This is a genomic window from Pseudomonas sp. DSV-1, from assembly GCF_035830915.1.
Lineage (GTDB): Bacteria > Pseudomonadota > Gammaproteobacteria > Pseudomonadales > Pseudomonadaceae > Aquipseudomonas.
This window is the reverse complement of sequence record NZ_JAYMYG010000001.1, coordinates 550354-568331: the sequence shown is the minus strand read 5'-3', so window position 1 is coordinate 568331 and position 17978 is coordinate 550354. Positions and strand designations below refer to the sequence as shown.

Sequence of the window (17978 nt, the reverse complement as noted above, 5' to 3'; positions counted from 1 at the left end):
TGTCAATAATTGTCTGTTTCAAATTGTGAGTGTCATTGATGTATGACAGCACAGACTTGACCAACCGTTTTCATTTGATCTAACCACCCGATTTGCATCGAGTTCGACCAGTACGCATCTAGGCCATGGCCGGCAGAGCACGGCCAGAAGAAAACACTCCAGGCCCTCTGCTTCATCCTCAGATTTGAACCTCTCTTTCCTGCTCACTGTTTTTTAATGCCCCATACGCCTGCGAACCTTGTATAGGTATAGGGGGTATGCCTATCATGTGCGACGTATAGGTAGGAGAGGTATCCCATGGGCCATATCGCAGCAAACAAAGATGATCTTCTCAAGCGTGTAAAACGTATCGCCGGACAACTTCAAGCGGTTGAGCGAGCGTTGGAATCGGATCTCGATTGCGCCAAAACACTGCACCTTGTTGCCGCCACTCGCGGTGCCATGAACGGCTTGATGGAGGAAATCATCGAGGAGCATGCGCGTGAGCATGTCGCGAACCCTGCTCTCAGTGAAGAAGAGCGAAGTAAGGGCGTCGAAGAGCTTCTTGAAGCCATTCGCCGCTACTCCAAGTAAACGCTGTCAGGAATCACTCATGAGCAGTATCGACATCAAACACACCCACGACCACGTGTTCCTTGGCTCAGCGCACGACGATAATGCCAAGCGTACGCTTTGGGTTGTGGCACTTACCGTTGTGATGATGGTTGGCGAGATCACCGCCGGTTATATAACTGGCTCAATGGCGTTACTGGCCGATGGCTTTCATATGGCAACCCATGCCGTAGCATTGGGCATCGCGGCCGTCGCTTACGGATATGCAAAACGCCACGCTTCCAGCCAGCGCTACAGTTTCGGTACCGGAAAGGTTGGAGACCTAGGCGGGTTTGCCTCGGCGTTGATTCTCGGCATGGTCTCCCTGGGAATTGGCGTTGAGTCTGTCATGCGCCTCTTCCAGCCAACGGACGTGCAGTTCGGCACCGCTACGCTCATCGCAATTGCCGGTTTGATCGTCAACATTGCCAGCGCCCTGCTGCTGGGCCATGGGCACGATCATGATGATCATGACCATGCCCATCACGGGAGCGACAACAACCTGAAATCGGCCTACGTCCACGTCATCGCGGACGCGCTGACTTCGGTTCTGGCCATTGTGGCACTGCTCGCCGGCCGTTATCTCGGCTGGGTGTGGCTGGACCCGGTCATGGGCATCGTCGGTGCCATCGTTATTGCGCGGTGGGCATGGACCTTGATGGGGGTCACTGCAGGTGTACTGCTGGATCAGACCGATGCGCATGTTGCCGAGGAAATCCGTGAACTGGTTGAGACGCCGGGGGATGCCACCATTACGGACTTGCACGTCTGGCAGATTGGGCCACAAGCCCATGCGGCAATCGTCAGCGTCCTTGGTGAGGCCACTGCGAATGCCGACAGCATTCGTGAACGTCTCAAGTCGGTTCACGAGGTCAGCCATCTGACGATCGAGTTTCGACCAGTCTAATTCAGCGCCTCCTCACTATGGCCTCCAATGGTGCCCGCAACTCTTCCAGGGTAACGTGATCTGCGCGGATCGAACGCCGGTTGATTATCACGCGCCAACGCTTTCGTCGACGCGTGGTTTGCAGCCTACTACGACCTACTTCAGGACAATCTGACCGACCATCCCTGATTGATAATGCCCCGGCACGTTGCAAGCAAATTGAAGCCCAGTGGTGGTGTTGAAGGTCCAGATCAGCTCCTTGGTTGCGCCTGGCTCGATCAGCACGCTGTTCGGGTCGTTGTGTTCCATTTCGACCATCTTCATCCCTCCCATGCTATGGCCCATGTCGCTCATCATTTTCCCGGCCCCGGTGGGGCTTAGCGCCCCGTTCTGGAACATGTTCGCCATTTCTTTTTGGTGTGCCGCATGAGCAGCGGCTTTGCCGATGTTGAACTCGTGCAGCAGCGAACCCTCATTGCGAAGGACGAATCGGACCGTTTCACCCGGTTTGACGTCGATGCTTTTAGGTTTGAAGAAAACATCACCCATCTCCACTTCCACCGTACGGGTAACCTTAGAAGAGACACCGGGCTGGCCGATGTCCTCTTTACCATGACCAACACTGGCGATCGCCGTAGCACCGAAGATTAGGGTGATTGCCGCAATAACAGGGGTAATGAGCTTAGCTTTCATGGTGACCTCGAGAGTAAGAGGGAATCACTGGCTATGCTAAAGGGAATGAGCTGCTAGTTAACTGACCTGAACACTACATTTCTGTCAGTTTTCAAAAGAAAACACGGCGCCCAGGTAACGCCGTGTTCAGCGGAGCGGTTAACAAACCCCAATGAGACTAGGTTGGTCACTGATGGTTTTCAGAAAGCATCAATTTGTGCTCACGCTGCATTTGGCTCAAAACGTCATCAACTATTTTGTCGTGCTTTTCCATCCAAGCGAGGTGCTGCTGAGGTGACATCGATGCGTCTGGGTGATCTTGATGGAGCTGACTCATGATCTCCCCAAGCATATTCATATGCTCGGCCATGTGGACATGACGCTGCCCTTCAGGAGCTCTTTCAGCTTGTATAAGCACAGCTTCAGCCTTGTTGCGCAGGTTTTCCATACGCTCGACAACCCGGTCTCCGCCACTTTCAGCCCATAGAGAAGACGAGACGAGTAGCGAGCTCACAAGAATAAGAACTTTTAAGCGATTCATGGTGCCGCTCCTTTTGGAATTGTTTTCCGGCTCCAAATACGTTTCATGCTGAAGAGTCGGCTGAGCATTAGGGAAATGCTCATTTTTGACCATAGACAGCGGTCGCTGACATATACCTGAAGCCAATATTACTTTTCTGTCAGTTGCTGCTTGGCTTGTGTTTTTCGTTGCAGACTCCGTTTCATAATTACTTGAGAGCCACTCCTATGAGACTTCTTGTTGCTGAAGACGAACCAAAAATAGGCATCTATTTGCAGCAAGGACTCACCGAGGCGGGGTTCAATGTTGATCGGTTTACCGATGGCAAAGAGGCACTTCAGCACGCCTTGAGCGAAGCCTATGACCTGCTGATTCTCGACGTCATGATGCCTGGGCTGGATGGCTGGGAAGTCCTCCAGAAGGTACGTGCATCCGGGAAGGATGTTCCCGTGCTCTTCCTCACGGCGCGAGACCGCGTCGAAGATCGAGTGAAGGGCCTTGAACTCGGGGCAGATGATTACCTGATCAAACCGTTCGCCTTTTCTGAGCTTTTGGCTCGCGTTAGAACGCTGCTGCGTAGGGGTAGCAGCGCTCCCTCGCAAACCTATATGAAATTGGCCGATCTGGAAGTGGACCTGCTTAAGCGTCGGGCCATCCGTGGAGGTAAACGTATAGATCTGACAGCTAAAGAGTTTGCTTTGCTTGAGCTGTTGCTGCGTCGTCGAGGAGAGGTGTTGCCAAAATCGCTTATCGCTTCCCAAGTTTGGGACATGAATTTTGATAGCGATACCAACGTTATCGAGGTGGCGATCAGGCGACTGAGAGCCAAAATCGATGATGATTTTGAGGTCAAGCTGATTCATACCTCGCGAGGTATGGGTTACATGCTCGACTCTCCTGATTCGGAGTCGAAATGAAGCGAATGTCTCTGACGAGCCGTATGAGTCTGATGTTCATGCTGGCTGTAACGGCGGTGCTCACTATTGCCGGCCTCAGCTTCAATAACCTTAGCCAGCATCACTTCAAGATGCTGGATCAACAGGCACTAAGCGAAAAGCTCCATTCTACTCAGAGAATTTTGACTGGATTGAATAGCATCGATCAATTCAGTGATGTTAAGCCTGAGCTGGAGGCGCTGCTTGGTGCTCACCGTGATTTGACTGCCATAATAATCGATGGTGACGGGAAGTTACTGTTTGCTGATCCCGGCTCGATCGATGTTCCAGAGGAATTTCGTACGATCCCGAACAGCAACGTCTGGGAGTGGCGGGAGCAGGAGAAAATGTTCCGTGGAGTGACTGCACAAGTGATCGTGACGGGGCAAGACAGGCCATTAACCGTTATGTTGATCTTTGATGTGACTCAGCATATGTCTTTCTTCGAGACACTTGAGCGGTGGTTTTGGATAGGGCTGGTGATCAGCGCGCTGATCAGTGCTGCCTTGGGTTGGATGGTCGCGAGCAGCGGTCTGCGGCCTATACGTCAAGTCACTCGGGTCACTGCTTCAATGTCAGCTAAATCCCTTAAGGAGCGCATTCCCTTAGCATCTGTTCCTAAAGAACTTCAGCAGATGGTGCTGTCGTTCAACGCAATGTTATCCAGGCTGGATGATGCATTTGTCCGTTTATCGAATTTTTCCGCGGACATCGCTCACGAGTTACGGACGCCGGTCAGCAATTTGATGACCCACACAGAAGTAGTGCTTTCTAGAAAAAGAAATATTGAGGACTACGAAGACAATTTGTATTCAAATCTTGATGACTTGAAGCGTATGAGTCGGATGATTGATGACATGCTTTTTCTGGCAAAATCAGACAACGGTCTGATTTCACACGAGAAGAAACCGATAGACCTAGTAGAGATAGTGGAGAAATTACAGGAGTACTACTCTCTACTAGCTGATGAGCGAGGGATTGGCCTCACGGTTTCAGGGCGGGGTAGCGTCCGAGGCGATGTTCTAATGCTGCACCGAGCCATCTCTAATCTGCTATCAAATGCGCTCAGGTATACCTCTGAAGGGAAGTGCATCAATGTCGATATCCAACAAAAAGGAACGTCGGTATTGGTCGTAGTGGAAAATCCTGGAGAGTCCATTGCGCCTGAGCATCTTGAAAAGCTTTTCGATCGATTTTATCGAGTGGACCCTGCGCGTAGAGAAGGGAGCCCAAGCAACGCCGGGCTAGGTTTATCGATCACCCGATCGATAAATGTAGTGGTCTAATGAAACCGGACACCCTTTTAGGCGAGAATACTCGCCAGATCGAGGTGTCAGATGACCAAACAACGCCGTACCTTTTCCGCTGAATTCAAACGCGAGGCTGCCGACCTCGTGCTCAAGCAAAACTACAGCTTCATCGAAGCCAGTCGTTCACTGAGTGTTGGTGAGTCGGCGCTGCGCCGCTGGGTCGACCAGCTTCAGCAAGAGCGCACCGGCGTCACGCCCCAGAGCAAGGCCCTGACACCAGAGCAGCAAAAAATCCAGGAGTTGGAAGCTCGGATTGCTCGCCTCGAGCGCGAGAAATCAATATTAAAAAAGGCTACCGCGCTCTTGATGTCGGAAGATCTCGAGCGTACGCGCTGATCAATCAGCTAAGCGTCCATGAGCCTGTTGACTGCTTGTGCGAGGCGTTTGAGGTCGCTCGTTCGGGGTACTACGCGCATCGTCTAAGGCGGCGAACACCAGATGTTGAGCGGCTCAGGCTGCGTAGCCGAGTGAGCGAGTTGTTCACCCAGGGCCGAAGTGCTCCCGGCAGTCGAAGCATCACGTTGATGATGCAAGAAGAAGGTGAGCAAATTGGACGGTTTAAGGTACGCAGGCTGATGCGTGAGCTGGAGTTGGTCAGCAAGCAGCCAGGATCACACGCCTATAAAAAGGCGACAGTCGATCGGCCGGATATCCCAAATATATTGAACCGAGAATTTGATGTCGAAGCGCCCAACCAGGTCTGGTGCGGCGACATCACCTACATCTGGGCACAGGGGAAATGGCACTACCTTGCGGTTGTCATGGATCTTTACGCTCGCCGAGTGGTGGGCTGGGCGTTATCAGAAAAGCCGGATGCAGACTTGGTGATCAAGGCGTTGGATGTGGCTTACGAGCAGCGTGGCAAGCCGCAAGGCCTGCTATTTCACTCAGACCAGGGATCCCAATATGGCAGCCGCAACTTTCGCCAGCGGCTGTGGCGTTATCGCATGCGTCAGAGTATGAGCCGCCGAGGAAACTGCTGGGATAATGCGCCGATGGAGCGGGTTTTTCGCAGCTTGAAAACAGAGTGGATACCAACCACTGGCTACATGACCGGCCACCAGGCTCAGAGAGATATTAGCCAGTACCTGATGCATCACTACAACTGGATCCGACCTCATCAATTTAACGATGGATTGGCCCCAGCGAAAACGGAAGAAAAACTCAAAACCGTGTCCGGGATGAGTTGACCACTACACTTATAGCTGGTCGAGCACCGCGCATCCGCACCTCTCACGTGCGAATTAGAGATTTCTGGTCGCTAAGTGAGCACTGTGTAGCAACTAGCATTGTAAAAACTCAGATCCGTAAACGGCTGATCGCACGGTACGCGCGTCAACATTTCAAGAAAGCCGCCGAATATTACAAAATTGTAATTTCTCAATCATGCCCCTGTTATCTACAGATTGCAACGATACAACTCGGCGATGATACAGGAAGCGCGACCAGCTTCCTTAAAACAACAATTCCAGCCGAAGTGCTTTCTAGTTCTGCCGAACCGAAGGAGTGATTAATGATTAACAATACAAAGTTTTCGATAGCCGCTATGGCAATGATTGTCAGCTCTGTGCCGCCAATGGTGATTGCGGAAGAAAAAAATGGCGGTTTTATAGAGGATAGTAGCCTTACCGTCCTTAACCGCAACTACTACTTCAATCGCGAACATCGTAACGGAGAGTCAAGCCCTACAGGCAATGGATATTCCGAAGCATGGGCAAACGCGATTATTACTAAATTCGAGTCTGGATTTACCCTGGGCACAATCGGTGTCGGAGTGGATGCGTTTGCTATGATTGGAATAAAACTCGACACGGGTGGCGGCCGTAATGGCGGCCGTAGTTCATTTGATGTCCTTCCAGTCAATAGCAACGGAGAGGCAAGGGACGAATACACAAAAGTGGGAGGTGCGGCAAAAATTCGCGCCTTTGACACCGTAGTAAAAGTCGGTGACGTATTCCCATCCACCCCAGTTGTGGCTGCTGGCGACTCAAGACTACTACCGGAAAGTTTCACTGGCGTCACAGCAACCAATACTAGCATTGAAGGCTTGACCGTTCAGGGCGGTCGCCTACATGCCATGAGCCAGCCAGTTTCGAGCAACATGCGCGACAACTTTGCGACCTTCTATGCTGGGCCTGTTAACTCGCCTTGGGTAGGCTACTTTGGTGGTGATTATAACTTAAACAAAAACGTCACCCTTAGTCTTTACTCCAGTCGCCTCAAGGACGCATGGAATCAATACTATGCTGGCACCGGGCTAAACTACTCATTATCAAATGAGCTTTCCGTATTCGGAGGCCTTAACTATTATAAGGCCGTCGACGAAGGAAAAAAATTACTTGGCGATTTCGACAATAACATATGGAGCGGTAAAGTAGGCGTGAAGTATGGTGCACACACACTTGCACTATCCCATCAGAGAAATAATGGCAATAACGATTTCGATTACCTGCGTCAGTCGGACTCGATCTTTCTTGATAACTCAATTCAGTACAGTGATTTCAACTCACCTAAAGAACGCTCTTGGATGGTTCGCTACGACCTCGACATGACATCGTATGGCGTGCCTGGCTTGTCGTTTATGACGCGTTACGGTCGTGGCACTGATGCTGATTACTCTAACGCCAATACGACGTACATGAGACGCGATGCGGATGGAAACCCACTTACCGACCAGAAACGTTGGGAGCGTGACATCGAAGTAAAATATGTCGTTCAGACAGGCACCTTGAAAGATATGTCTTTGCGCCTACGGCAAGCTAATACTCGTGCAACCACATTTGAGTCGGATCTGGATGAGGTTCGTGTGATTATTGAGTATCCATTAGCTATTCTTTAAGATCTGCGCAGGATGAATCATCCTAGACGAACATTACTTTTTTGCTGAAAAATTTCAAAAATGTAATTTTTCAATCATCTTCCTGTTAGCTTAAGTCACTTATAGTAAACTGGAGTTTATAGCAATCTGCTAGCGCATCTGGCCAGATTGCTACAGGTAAGTAATACCCTGCAAAAACCTGAAACTCACTGCTGTCAAGTTGAAGCTCCGCATCCACTTTTAGATCACTCATCTAAATACGATGTATTTTAAGACGCCCTTCGGGGCGTCTTTTTTATGCGTGCGCCAGGCATGGCGCGTTGCGCGTGAGCGCAATCAGCTTGGCTGTGGTGGCCACGCTGGTGACTTGGAGGTGCAAGTCCTCTACACACCCAGCAAGGGGAAGTGTTAGCCGAAGGCAAGGGTGTCGCGGGCGACTGCGAATCTGAAGGAAGCCTTAGGCAAAATGCTGGCCTGACGAACAGGAAGCGGATTAGGCGGCGTAGCGGGGTAAGACGGCGCAAATCGTCAAAGCCCAATACTTGCACGGAACGCTACGACGTAGATCCGACAGGCATAAGCAGGAAGGTCGCGCGAATTACCCTGGGAGATCTGTTTAGCCTGCCACGTGCTACCGGCATCGCGAGATGACGGGATGGGCGACAGAAGTCAGCCGAGGCCGTAGTAGTTGCTCGAAACCGGAGCAATGAAGGGCTGAACCTGCCATGAGTGGACAGTCGGGTGTGATCTCTGTTGGAGCGTAAAGCAGAAACTCCGCGTAGCGGGGGTCGAGACCATCAGGAGGTAGGAGCCGGAAGCTCCGAGGGCCGGTCTGGGCGCTTAGATACCACAGGCGACACATCAACGGAACCAAGCTCGCTGACGTTGTTTTTCAGTAGGCAGGAACCGCCGTATACGGAACCGTACGTACGGTGGTGTGAGAGGACGGCGGGGGTAACCCCGCCTCCTACTCGATCTGCCGTAAACACCCCCCACATTTTATGTCTTATGACGCACGTCAAAAATATGAGCCCCTATGCCAAGAGCGTAGAGGCTAACCACCTTTACGGCATGTTCCGGCCACTGTGTATCTGACTGTATTCAGTACTCCTTCAGAGTCTTCGTATGTCATAGCTGCGGGCATCACCCCGCACCCTTTCGCTGGTCGCACCATGCTAACTACATTCACAACATCTAATTTCATTCCGTATTTATATTGCTTAGCTACGGGAATATTTTTTCCATGCCTAATCGCATACTGCTCCATAGCTACGGAGTTGGCACTCATTCTTTTTTCAAAAACCTTGTCACTATCTTTAGCAAATACGCTTGAAGAGATCGCAGCGACCACAATAAAAATCACAGAATTAATAGTCTTCACTTTTTGCACCTCACATGTCAATAAAAACCCCGCAACCGGAATCGGGGCGGGGCTTATGTGTAGCACCACTACATTTACTTACTAATCTGGCCCTTATCACCGCCTGACATTTTCGGAGGAGTTTTTTTCAGCTCTTTGGCTAAAAACTTCTCCATAGCCTGCTCGGTAGCTTGAGTAGCTCTAGAAAAAGTCCGGTCTCCACCACCCTCAGCCAATGCAGTGGAAGAAAGAATCAATGCTCCTACAAGAGCGTAAATTTGTGCGATTTTCATTTCGACACCTCATATTAAATACTGGCATTAGAGTATCAATACGAAGCTATCAATACGGTGGCACTAAGATTACATATCCGTCATCATTGATATAAGTAGCCCGCTAATGAGGATCAGCAGCGGGCTTTAAAAACAAACTGCTATACTATTTCTTGTTTTTCGCTGCCTGCCTCTTCATCTTTACGGTGTGCCCAGTGATATAACGCAGGAAGTATAAGTAGGGTCAACGCAGTTGAGGACAGTATTCCCCCGATTACAACGGTAGCTAGGGGCCGCTGGACTTCCGCGCCTGTTCCAGTAGCTAGAGCCATGGGGATAAAGCCAAGGGATGCCACCAAAGCTGTCATTAATACTGGGCGCAACCGCGTTAGCGCTCCTTCATTGATCGCAGAATTCAACGAATGTCCCTCTTCTCGAAGGTTGCGGATAAAAGCAATCATCACCAGACCGTTCAGCACTGCCACACCCGACAATGCAATGAAACCAACACCCGCCGAGATCGACAGTGGGATATCACGTAGCCACAACGCCATAACACCACCCGTCAATGCGAATGGAATCCCGGTGAATACCAGCATGCCGTCTTTGAGATTGTTAAACATCATGAACAGCAGGGTGAATACCAAGAGCAGAGCCACAGGGACAACTATCTGCAAGCGTTTGGCAGCTGATTGAAGTTGTTCAAACTGCCCACCCCAGGTAGCCCAATAACCGGCCGGAATCTCTACCTGCTGATCAATGGCGATGCTAGCCTCCTTAACGAATGAGCCGATATCCCGTCCACGTACATTGGCGCTGACAATGACCAGACGCTTACCGTTCTCACGACTGATCTGATTCGGGCCAAGTACAAGATCGAGGGTCGCCACTTCTGAAAGGGCAATAAAACCGATCTGATCGGCATTGCCATTGAGCAGCGCCGGGACTGGAATCAGCAGTGTGGACAACCCCTCAACGTCCTTACGCATGGCGTCGGATAAACGCACCACTATGTCGAAGCGGCGATCTCCCTCATACATCGTCCCGGCCTGGCGGCCACCGACAGCCACCGCAATGGTGTCTTGAACGTCTCCAACGTTCAGACCGTAACGTGCGGCTTTGTCGCGGTCTATGTTTATGGTCAGTACAGGTAGCCCCGTTGTCTGTTCGACTTTGACCTCGGAGGCGCCATCGACCCCCTGCATTGACGCGGCAATTTTCGCAGCGGTACTGTTAAGCACTGCCATGTCATCACCGAAGACCTTGACCGCCACATCACTTCGCACGCCTGAAATCAACTCGTTGAAACGTAGTTGGATAGGCTGGGAAAGCTCATAGTTGCTACCGGGCATAGCAGCCGCTGCTTTCTGGATCTCTTCTGTCAACGTCTCCCGGGATTTACTTGGATCAGGCCATTGATCCTTCGGTTTGAGCATCACATAACTATCAGAGATGTTCGGCGGCATTGGATCGGAAGCAATCTCTGCAGTACCGGTTCGAGCAAACATCCGTTCGACTTCAGGCACTTTTTCCAGCACAAGCTTTTCTAGGCGCTGCTGCATTTCCACCGATTGCGTCAGACTTGTACCGGGTACTCGTAATGCTTGCAGTGCAAAATCGCCTTCGCTGAGACTAGGTACAAACTCACTGCCCATTCGACTGGCGACCACGCCACTCGCAGCGATGACACCTAATGCCATGGCAAATGCCAGCGATCGATGACTCATGACCCAATCCAGCGCGGGGGCATAAGCCCGTCGCGCTCCTCGCATTACCACGTTCTCTTCTTCCTTGACTTTGCCCGTCACGAACATGGCAATTGCCGCAGGAACAAAGGTTACGGACAGCAGCATCGCGCCTAGCAAGGCGATCACGACGGTGAACGCCATGGGGTGGAACATTTTCCCTTCGACACCGGTCAGGGCAAAAATAGGTAGATAAACGACCATGATGATCAACTGCCCGAAAATCAGTGGTCGACGGGCTTCCTTGGCTGCTGCAAACACTTCGTGAAAGCGCTCGGAGCGAGTTAGGAGGCGCCCGTGATGGTGCTGCGCATTGGCGAGGCGCCGTATAGCATTTTCGACAATAACCACTGCACCGTCGACGATAATACCGAAGTCCAGAGCCCCCAGGCTCATCAGGTTGGCGCTGACTTTGTTGGTGAACATGCCTGTGAAGGTAAAGAGCATGGCTAAAGGAATGACCATGGCAGTGATCAGTGCTGCGCGAATATTGCCTAGGAATAGGAACAAAATCGCGATTACTAGGATTGCACCTTCAATCAGATTCTTCTTGACCGTGGCAATAGCCTTGTCTACCAAGTTAGTACGGTCGTAAACAGTGATCGCAACCACCCCTTTGGGCAGTGAACGGTTGATTTGCTCTAGCTTGACTGCAACGGCCTGAGAGACGGTACGGCTGTTCTCGCCTATCAGCATGAACACCGTGCCGAGTACGACTTCACGACCGTTTTCGGTCGCCGCACCGGTACGCATTTCACGCCCAATATCCACGGTCGCCACATTTTTAATACGTATAGGAGTGCCATCGACGTTGGCGATCACGATATTGGCGATGTCGTCGGTGGTCGCCACTTGGCCAGGGGCACGAATCAGTAGTTGTTCGCCACTGCGCTCAATGTAGCCGGCTCCTACGTTAGCGTTGTTGCTTTCCAGCGCGGTCACAATGTCTGTCAGGGTCAGCTTGTAAGCGGCCAAGCGTTTTGGATCCGGAGCAATCTGGTATTCCTTGGCGAATCCGCCAATGGTGTTAATTTCGGCGACCCCAGGAACGTTGCGCAGCTGAGGTTTAATAATCCAATCTTGGATTACCCTCAGGTCGGTCGGCGTATAGGGGCTACCATCCTCTTTTACGGCGTCTTCTCGGGCCTCGACAGTCCACAGAAAAATCTCACCCAAACCGGTAGAAATCGGCCCCATGACAGCTTCCACGCCTTCGGGCAATTGTTCCTTTGCCATCTGCAATCGTTCATTGACCAATTGCCGGGCGAAGAATAGGTCGGTGCCTTCCTTGAAAATCACCGTAACTTGTGAAAGACCCGAGCGTGAGAGTGAACGCGTCTGCTCAAGTGCCGGCAGACCTGCCATGGCGGTTTCAATAGGGAAAGTGATGCGCTGCTCAGTCTCCAGTGGCGAGAAACCTGCGGCACCAGTATTGATTTGCACCTGGACGTTGGTGATGTCGGGCACGGCGTCGATCGGCAGCTTCTGGTAGCTAGCAATGCCGAGTCCGGCCATGAGGAGAACCGCGAGCAGGACGATTATGCGTTGCTCGATGGCAAATTGGATTAGGCGTTCGAACATGAGAACCTTCTCGTGGAAGTGGCGGATCAGTGGGCGTGTTCAGCCGAGGCTTTACCCAGTTCTGATTTCAGAATGAAGCTGCCGGCAGCAGCGACTTGAGCTCCGGGCTCCAGGCCCTCTGTGATCTCAGCCAGACCTGCTGCACGACTACCTATTACTACTGCTTGCGCCTTAAACCCGTCATCAGTTCGCACGAAAACTGTTGGCCTATCCTCGACCGTCTGGATTGCTGCTTCTGGTACTGCGACTTTCGCCAGCCGGGTATCGGTATCAACCAGTACGGTTACGAACAGCCCGGGACGCCAAGCTCCTTGCGGATTCGCTATGGACACACGGACAGTGGCGGTACGAGTCTGCTCACCCAGTAAACTCCCAACGTAGGCCACGGCACCCGTAACTTCCGCATTCAACTCAGCGGCACTAACCGTGACAGACTTGCCCACCAGGACTTTGCTCAAATCCTTAGGGGAAACGCCAAAAGTCACCCAAACATGCGACAAGTCCGAGAGTGTGAACGCATTGCTGGTTTCACTGACAACCTCACCAAGGCCCAAGTGCTTTTCGACCACAACGCCATCGAACGGTGCACGCAGCTCATACCGGTTGCCACCACTGGTCACCGAGCTGCCACTAAGTACGCTGATTTTTTGTCGGGCATTACTGACAGCGATTTCGGCCTCTTGCAGAGCCTGACGGGCTTGAAGGAAATCCTGTTCGGCAGAGATTTTGTCCTGCCATAACTGGCGTTCACGCTCGTAGGTAGTGCGCGCCAACTCTAGACGACGTTGCGCTGCGGCTTGCTCACTGCGCTGATCAGAAATTTGTTGACTGGCAATCACGGCTAGTAGCTGACCTTTTTTCACTGTTTGGCCAAGATTGACATGTACCGACTCGACGACACCAGGAACCCGGGGTACCACATGCGCAGTACGGTCTTCATCGAAACGGACTTCTCCAGGAAACGGCAATGAGAGGCTGATGCTCTGTTCCTTAGCTTCGATTAACTGAATGCCGGCAGATCTGATCTGATCGTCGCTCAGAGTCAGGTGACCTTCTTCTGCTTCCCCTTCTGCATGCCCGCCATCAACTGACTCCTTGGCCGCACCCTCGTTGCTGTGATCAGCATCGTGGCCCTGTTCTTCTTGCGTCTGTACGCCGGTGGACGCTGTTGACGTGCTACCCATCCAGAGCGAACCAACACATATGCCCACCGTGAGGGTCAGTGCGGTGACAAGGATTTGTTTTTTATCCATGGGACTCCCTACGCAGCTCAGTGGGCAGTCACGGATTACCGTGGCACTGCGATGCTGAGTAGCGGTTAAAAAAGTGTTATATGAAATTCAAGGGGTATGAGTGAGCTTGTCGACATCACCGAAAATTCGCTCGATACGCACCCAGGCGTCTGTCGCCTCAGCAATGGCCTGGATGTACTGACCGCGTGCGCTGATTAAGGTGCGCTGGGCATCTAGCACATCTAGGAAGTTGAATTTCCCCATTTCGAAACCACGGGTAGCGGTATCTACAGCACTTTGCGCGGCAGGTAGGATGGTTTGATTGAACGACGTGATTTCAGTGTTCGCTGTATTCCACTGAGCTAGAGTGGTCTGAATTTCTGTGCGCAGGCGTAACTCGCTGGCATTGCGAAGGTCGCGGGCCTGATCAGTTCGGCGGGCGGCTGCCAACACATTGCCCTGGTTACGATTGAATAATGGGATGGGCATCGACAGCCCTACGACATTCACGCGCTCACGCTCCCGTTCATCGTATTGGCTACCTAAACTTACGGTTAGGTCAGGAATGCGCTGGGCTTTCTCCAAGCCAAGTGAGGCTTCACGCTGGTCAATTTGCAGCTTTGCCAACCGTAACTCCGCAGTCTGACCTATGCGATTAAGGAGCAGCGAAGGTTCCGGTACAGTTGGCATTGGCTGACTTGAATCACTTACAGACGCAAACGCCGGCAAAGGCACACCCATGACTCGAGCGAGTTGTTGATAGGCATTTGCCTCATCTCGCTCTGCCCGTTTCAGCTCTAGGCGTACCTCCGACAACTGGACTTCTGCTCGCGTACCTTCAACAGGCGATGACTTGCCACTACTGATGCGACCTTGAGCTACATGCAAGCCACGCTGTGCGAGCTCAAGTGATTGACGTGATAACAGCAACCTTTGCTGAGCCGTAGATGTGTTGTAAAACGCCTGAATGACATCGGCACGTAGAGCATTACGCTTGCGCTCCAATTCAATCTCGGCTGCATCTTGCGCTCGACTTGCCACTTCGATCCTAGCGCCTCGCTTACCGCCAAGCTCGATCGGCTGATTGATCATCACCGTCGTAGTGCGCGAATTTCGCCGGGTATCCTCAGCCTCCCAAGACAACTCAGGATTGGGAATCAAGCTCGCCTGCTGCCGATCTCCCTGAGTGATACCAATTTCCCACTGTGCTGCCGCTAGGTCAGGATTGTTGGCAAACGCCATTTGAAGAACTTGATCCATTGTCAGCGCCTGTGAAGCCGAACCAGCGGAAAAAGCCGTGCCTGATAGTGCAAGCGTGCAACTTAGGCCTATTACCAACATGGATTTTATGATACGCAAGGGGGTAATGAACTTTCTAAGCCAACGCAATTTTATATTTCCTTTAAAGCGAATTTTCTCAACGTAGTAACTGTAGAGTTCTTCACTTATCAACAAGGTGACTGAAGAATTACAAATATGTTATCCAGCTCTACTACTGTAGATTTTGCTCTAATATAGGAGGTGTTAAAAAAGAAAAAACTTAAGGCAGCAATATGATGAAACAAAAATTCAGCAATTATCTGCCGAAGCGCACTTGTCGAATTGGGGTATTCATATGAGCACACGATGTGCTACATAGCCCCTGGATTATTTCCCGCGACAGATTGTCGCAACCCTAGCTTTGGCGCCTCAAAACCGCAGCTTTGGCTTGACCCTGAAGCAGCTACAGGCTTTAGAATGAGGGCTGTCATCTCGTAAGTTATTCAAACCATATGAGGATTGAAAATCCTATTAAAAGATAGCACCAATCAGAAAACCACACTAATACGGTTATTATTTTTCTGAGCCCCCTTTAACTCTAGTCATTAAGAAGGTGAAATGTCATGCGAATCCTTGTAGTTGAGGACGAGCTCAAAACTGCCGAATACTTACATCAGGGACTGACTGAAAGTGGCTACATTGTTGATCGTGCGATAACTGGCGCGGATGGACTACATCTGGCGCGCCAACATGTTTATGATTTGGTGATACTTGACGTTAATCTTCCCGAACTTGATGGCTGGGGTGTTCTTGAACGTCTACGACAAAGCAGTAATGCCCGGGTCATGATGTTGACGGCCCGAGGGCGCCTAGCGGACAAGATACGCGGACTAGATTTGGGTGCCGATGATTATCTGGTTAAACCGTTTGAATTTCCTGAGTTACTTGCACGGGTACGAACCCTGATGCGTCGCAGTGAGCACATACCTGTCCCGCAGGTACTAAAAGTAGCCGACCTGGAACTAGACCAAGGACGTCATCGTGCTTTTCGCGGTGAGCAGCGCATAGATCTGACAACCAAGGAGTTTGCGCTGCTGCACTTGCTGATGCGCCAAACTGGAGAAGTGCTTTCTCGCACCCAAATCATTTCACTGGTCTGGGATATGAATTTTGATTGCGACACTAACGTTGTCGAGGTTTCAATCCGTAGGCTGAGGGCCAAAATAGATGACCCCTTCGATAACAAGTTGATCCACACCCTTCGCGGTGTTGGTTACGTATTAGAGGCGCGTGTATGAAGCCGGTCAGCCTGTCAATGCGACTAGGCTTGACAGTAAGTATTTTAGGGGCGTTGTTGGTAGTGTTTTTGGCTGTCTTGGCCTTTTTTGCGCTGACGCATGAGCTGGATAAGTTGGCAAAAAACAGCCTGATCAATAAGATGGAGCAGGTTGAACATAGCCTCTCGCTATACGATGACACGGCCGACGTAAATTCAAAACCGCATTCGTTACTGGATCAAGTCATGGGACATGACAATCTGAATCTGACCATCTATGACCTGAAAAACCTCAGGGCGCCCTTACTGAAATTTGGGCCTGGATTGTCGGATCCGCGGACTGAGTTGAAAGCTGCGACTGCTGCCGTTGACAAGGTTTCCTATTCCACCAATTCAGATGGTGAAGGTCGACACTTCCTTACCGCATCCAAGCTCATCCCATTAAAGAATGGTGTAAGTGTTCCCGTATTGCTGTCGATGGATTGTGCGAACGATGAAGCGCTGCTCAGCGCGTACCTTAGGTCGACGGTTATTGCACTACCGCTTTTACTGATACTCATCGGAGCAAGTGCTTGGGCCGTAGTACAACAAGGACTTTCTCCACTGAGAGAGTTCCGGAAGGTCGCCGCCATGATCTCGGCTCAAGATCTCAACCATCGACTTTCTGTTGTTAAAATGCCTCAGGAGCTTAGTGAGTTGGCTCATGGCATCAACTTCATGCTGCACCGGCTCGACAGCGGTATTCAGCAGCTGTCGCAATTTTCAGATGACTTAGCCCATGAATTACGATCCCCGATCACCAATTTGATGGGCAAGGCCCAGGTTACCCTTTCTCGGGAGCGTCCGGCAGAAGAATACAAAGCTGTGCTGGAGTCATGCACCGAGGAGTTGGGCCGTGTCACGCGAATTGTCTCGGATATGCTCTTCTTAGCTCAGGTCAGCCATCCCGCGGCACTTGTCCCGTTCGAAATAATCACCTTAGAAGATGAAGCATTTAAGGTGGTCGATCTGTTTTCACTGTCTGCGGAAGAGAAACGTATCACCCTGAATGTTACCGGAAATGGCAAGACCATTGGCGACAGGTTAATGATACAGCGAGCAATATCCAATCTATTGTCCAACGCAATACGCCATTGCCCTGCGGGACAATCTATTTCAATTGTTATTGAAAACTATGCCAAACAGGTATCGCTACTTGTAGGCAACCCTGGAGCAGGAATCGAACCTCAGCATCTGCTGCACTTGTTTGACCGCTTTTATCGAATTGATACAAGTCGCTCGCGTGCTGAGGGTGGCACTGGTCTTGGTTTAGCTATTGTTCGATCGATCATGAGCCTCCACCAGGGAACTGCGGATGTTCAAAGCATGCCTGGCAGCATGACCGTTTTCAGGCTGAGCTTCCCAAACCTCGACGGACAGACCACTTGGCAACAGGCTAGAAAGGTTTAAGGGTAAATTCCCGCAACAAACCTGTGCAACCCTCCCTGCACCACTGGATATGCGCCTGTGGTCAGGTTTTT

General features: G+C 51.2%; 14 protein-coding genes and 1 pseudogene. 8 read left to right on the top strand and 7 right to left on the bottom strand.

The features are described 5' to 3' along the window. Nucleotides 1-297 precede the first annotated feature (297 nt). Together VSQ83_RS02690 and dmeF are read left to right on the top strand one after the other, a co-directional pair. Complete coding sequence (locus VSQ83_RS02690) at nt 298-573, top strand: metal/formaldehyde-sensitive transcriptional repressor (protein WP_010655517.1); 276 nt, start codon at nt 298-300, stop codon at nt 571-573. A gap of 19 nt (nt 574-592) precedes the next feature. Next, complete coding sequence (dmeF, locus tag VSQ83_RS02685; RefSeq protein WP_010655516.1) at nt 593-1498, top strand: CDF family Co(II)/Ni(II) efflux transporter DmeF; 906 nt, start codon at nt 593-595, stop codon at nt 1496-1498. A 135-nt stretch (nt 1499-1633) separates the two neighbouring features. Here the strand turns inward: dmeF and VSQ83_RS02680 are convergent, their stop codons facing one another. Then, the gene (locus VSQ83_RS02680) at nt 1634-2170 is read right to left on the bottom strand and encodes a cupredoxin domain-containing protein (protein ID WP_010655515.1); all 537 of its coding nucleotides are present in this window, start codon (nt 2168-2170) and stop codon (nt 1634-1636) included. 166 nt (nt 2171-2336) lie between these two features. Continuing rightward, entirely contained in the window at nt 2337-2690 is a 354-nt protein-coding gene (locus VSQ83_RS02675; RefSeq protein ID WP_048401424.1) for a co-regulatory protein PtrA N-terminal domain-containing protein, read from the bottom strand. A gap of 206 nt (nt 2691-2896) precedes the next feature. On the opposite strand from VSQ83_RS02675, the gene VSQ83_RS02670 reads away from it, so the two are divergent. The 4 genes and pseudogenes from VSQ83_RS02670 (at nt 2897) to VSQ83_RS02655 (ending at nt 7753) form a co-directional block, all read left to right on the top strand. After that, nucleotides 2897-3586, top strand: a complete 690-nt coding sequence (locus VSQ83_RS02670; RefSeq protein WP_010655513.1) for a heavy metal response regulator transcription factor — start codon at nt 2897-2899, stop codon at nt 3584-3586. Then, nucleotides 3583-4875, top strand: a pseudogene (locus tag VSQ83_RS02665) (heavy metal sensor histidine kinase); the annotation flags it as partial. The gene VSQ83_RS02670 and the pseudogene VSQ83_RS02665, both read left to right, overlap by 4 nt. 66 nt (nt 4876-4941) lie before the next feature. After that, nucleotides 4942-6104 (top strand): IS3 family transposase gene (locus VSQ83_RS02660; protein ID WP_326425205.1). Its coding sequence is split into 2 segments (ribosomal slippage): nt 4942-5197 and nt 5197-6104, totalling 1164 coding nucleotides; the frame shifts between segments, so codons are not numbered across the junction. 323 nt (nt 6105-6427) lie between these two features. Beyond that, nucleotides 6428-7753, top strand: a complete 1326-nt coding sequence (locus VSQ83_RS02655) for an OprD family porin (protein WP_010655505.1) — start codon at nt 6428-6430, stop codon at nt 7751-7753. A 1033-nt stretch (nt 7754-8786) separates the two neighbouring features. Here VSQ83_RS02655 and VSQ83_RS02650 read toward each other — a convergent pair. The 5 genes from VSQ83_RS02650 to VSQ83_RS02630 all read right to left on the bottom strand — a co-directional run bounded on the left by VSQ83_RS02650 (nt 8787) and on the right by VSQ83_RS02630 (nt 15263). Next, nucleotides 8787-9113, bottom strand: coding sequence for a DUF2790 domain-containing protein (locus VSQ83_RS02650; protein WP_010655503.1), 327 nt, complete (start codon nt 9111-9113; stop codon nt 8787-8789). A gap of 74 nt (nt 9114-9187) precedes the next feature. Further along, nucleotides 9188-9385, bottom strand: coding sequence for a co-regulatory protein PtrA N-terminal domain-containing protein (locus VSQ83_RS02645; protein WP_010655502.1), 198 nt, complete (start codon nt 9383-9385; stop codon nt 9188-9190). A gap of 140 nt (nt 9386-9525) precedes the next feature. Further along, the gene (locus VSQ83_RS02640; protein WP_019824158.1) at nt 9526-12690 is read right to left on the bottom strand and encodes a CusA/CzcA family heavy metal efflux RND transporter; all 3165 of its coding nucleotides are present in this window, start codon (nt 12688-12690) and stop codon (nt 9526-9528) included. A 26-nt stretch (nt 12691-12716) separates the two neighbouring features. Further along, nucleotides 12717-13943 carry an efflux RND transporter periplasmic adaptor subunit gene (locus tag VSQ83_RS02635; RefSeq protein WP_010655500.1) on the bottom strand — a complete coding sequence of 409 codons (1227 nt, stop codon included), beginning with the start codon at nt 13941-13943 and terminating at the stop codon, nt 12717-12719. A gap of 87 nt (nt 13944-14030) precedes the next feature. Next, complete coding sequence (locus VSQ83_RS02630) at nt 14031-15263, bottom strand: TolC family protein (RefSeq protein WP_131690204.1); 1233 nt, start codon at nt 15261-15263, stop codon at nt 14031-14033. A gap of 542 nt (nt 15264-15805) precedes the next feature. Here VSQ83_RS02630 and VSQ83_RS02625 point away from each other — a divergent pair. Together VSQ83_RS02625 and VSQ83_RS02620 are read left to right on the top strand one after the other, a co-directional pair. Further along, the gene (locus VSQ83_RS02625) at nt 15806-16480 is read left to right on the top strand and encodes a heavy metal response regulator transcription factor (protein WP_010655498.1); all 675 of its coding nucleotides are present in this window, start codon (nt 15806-15808) and stop codon (nt 16478-16480) included. Further along, nucleotides 16477-17907 carry a heavy metal sensor histidine kinase gene (locus VSQ83_RS02620; RefSeq protein ID WP_010655497.1) on the top strand — a complete coding sequence of 477 codons (1431 nt, stop codon included), beginning with the start codon at nt 16477-16479 and terminating at the stop codon, nt 17905-17907. The genes VSQ83_RS02625 and VSQ83_RS02620 overlap by 4 nt, the downstream gene beginning before the upstream one ends. Nucleotides 17908-17978: the final 71 nt, after the last annotated feature.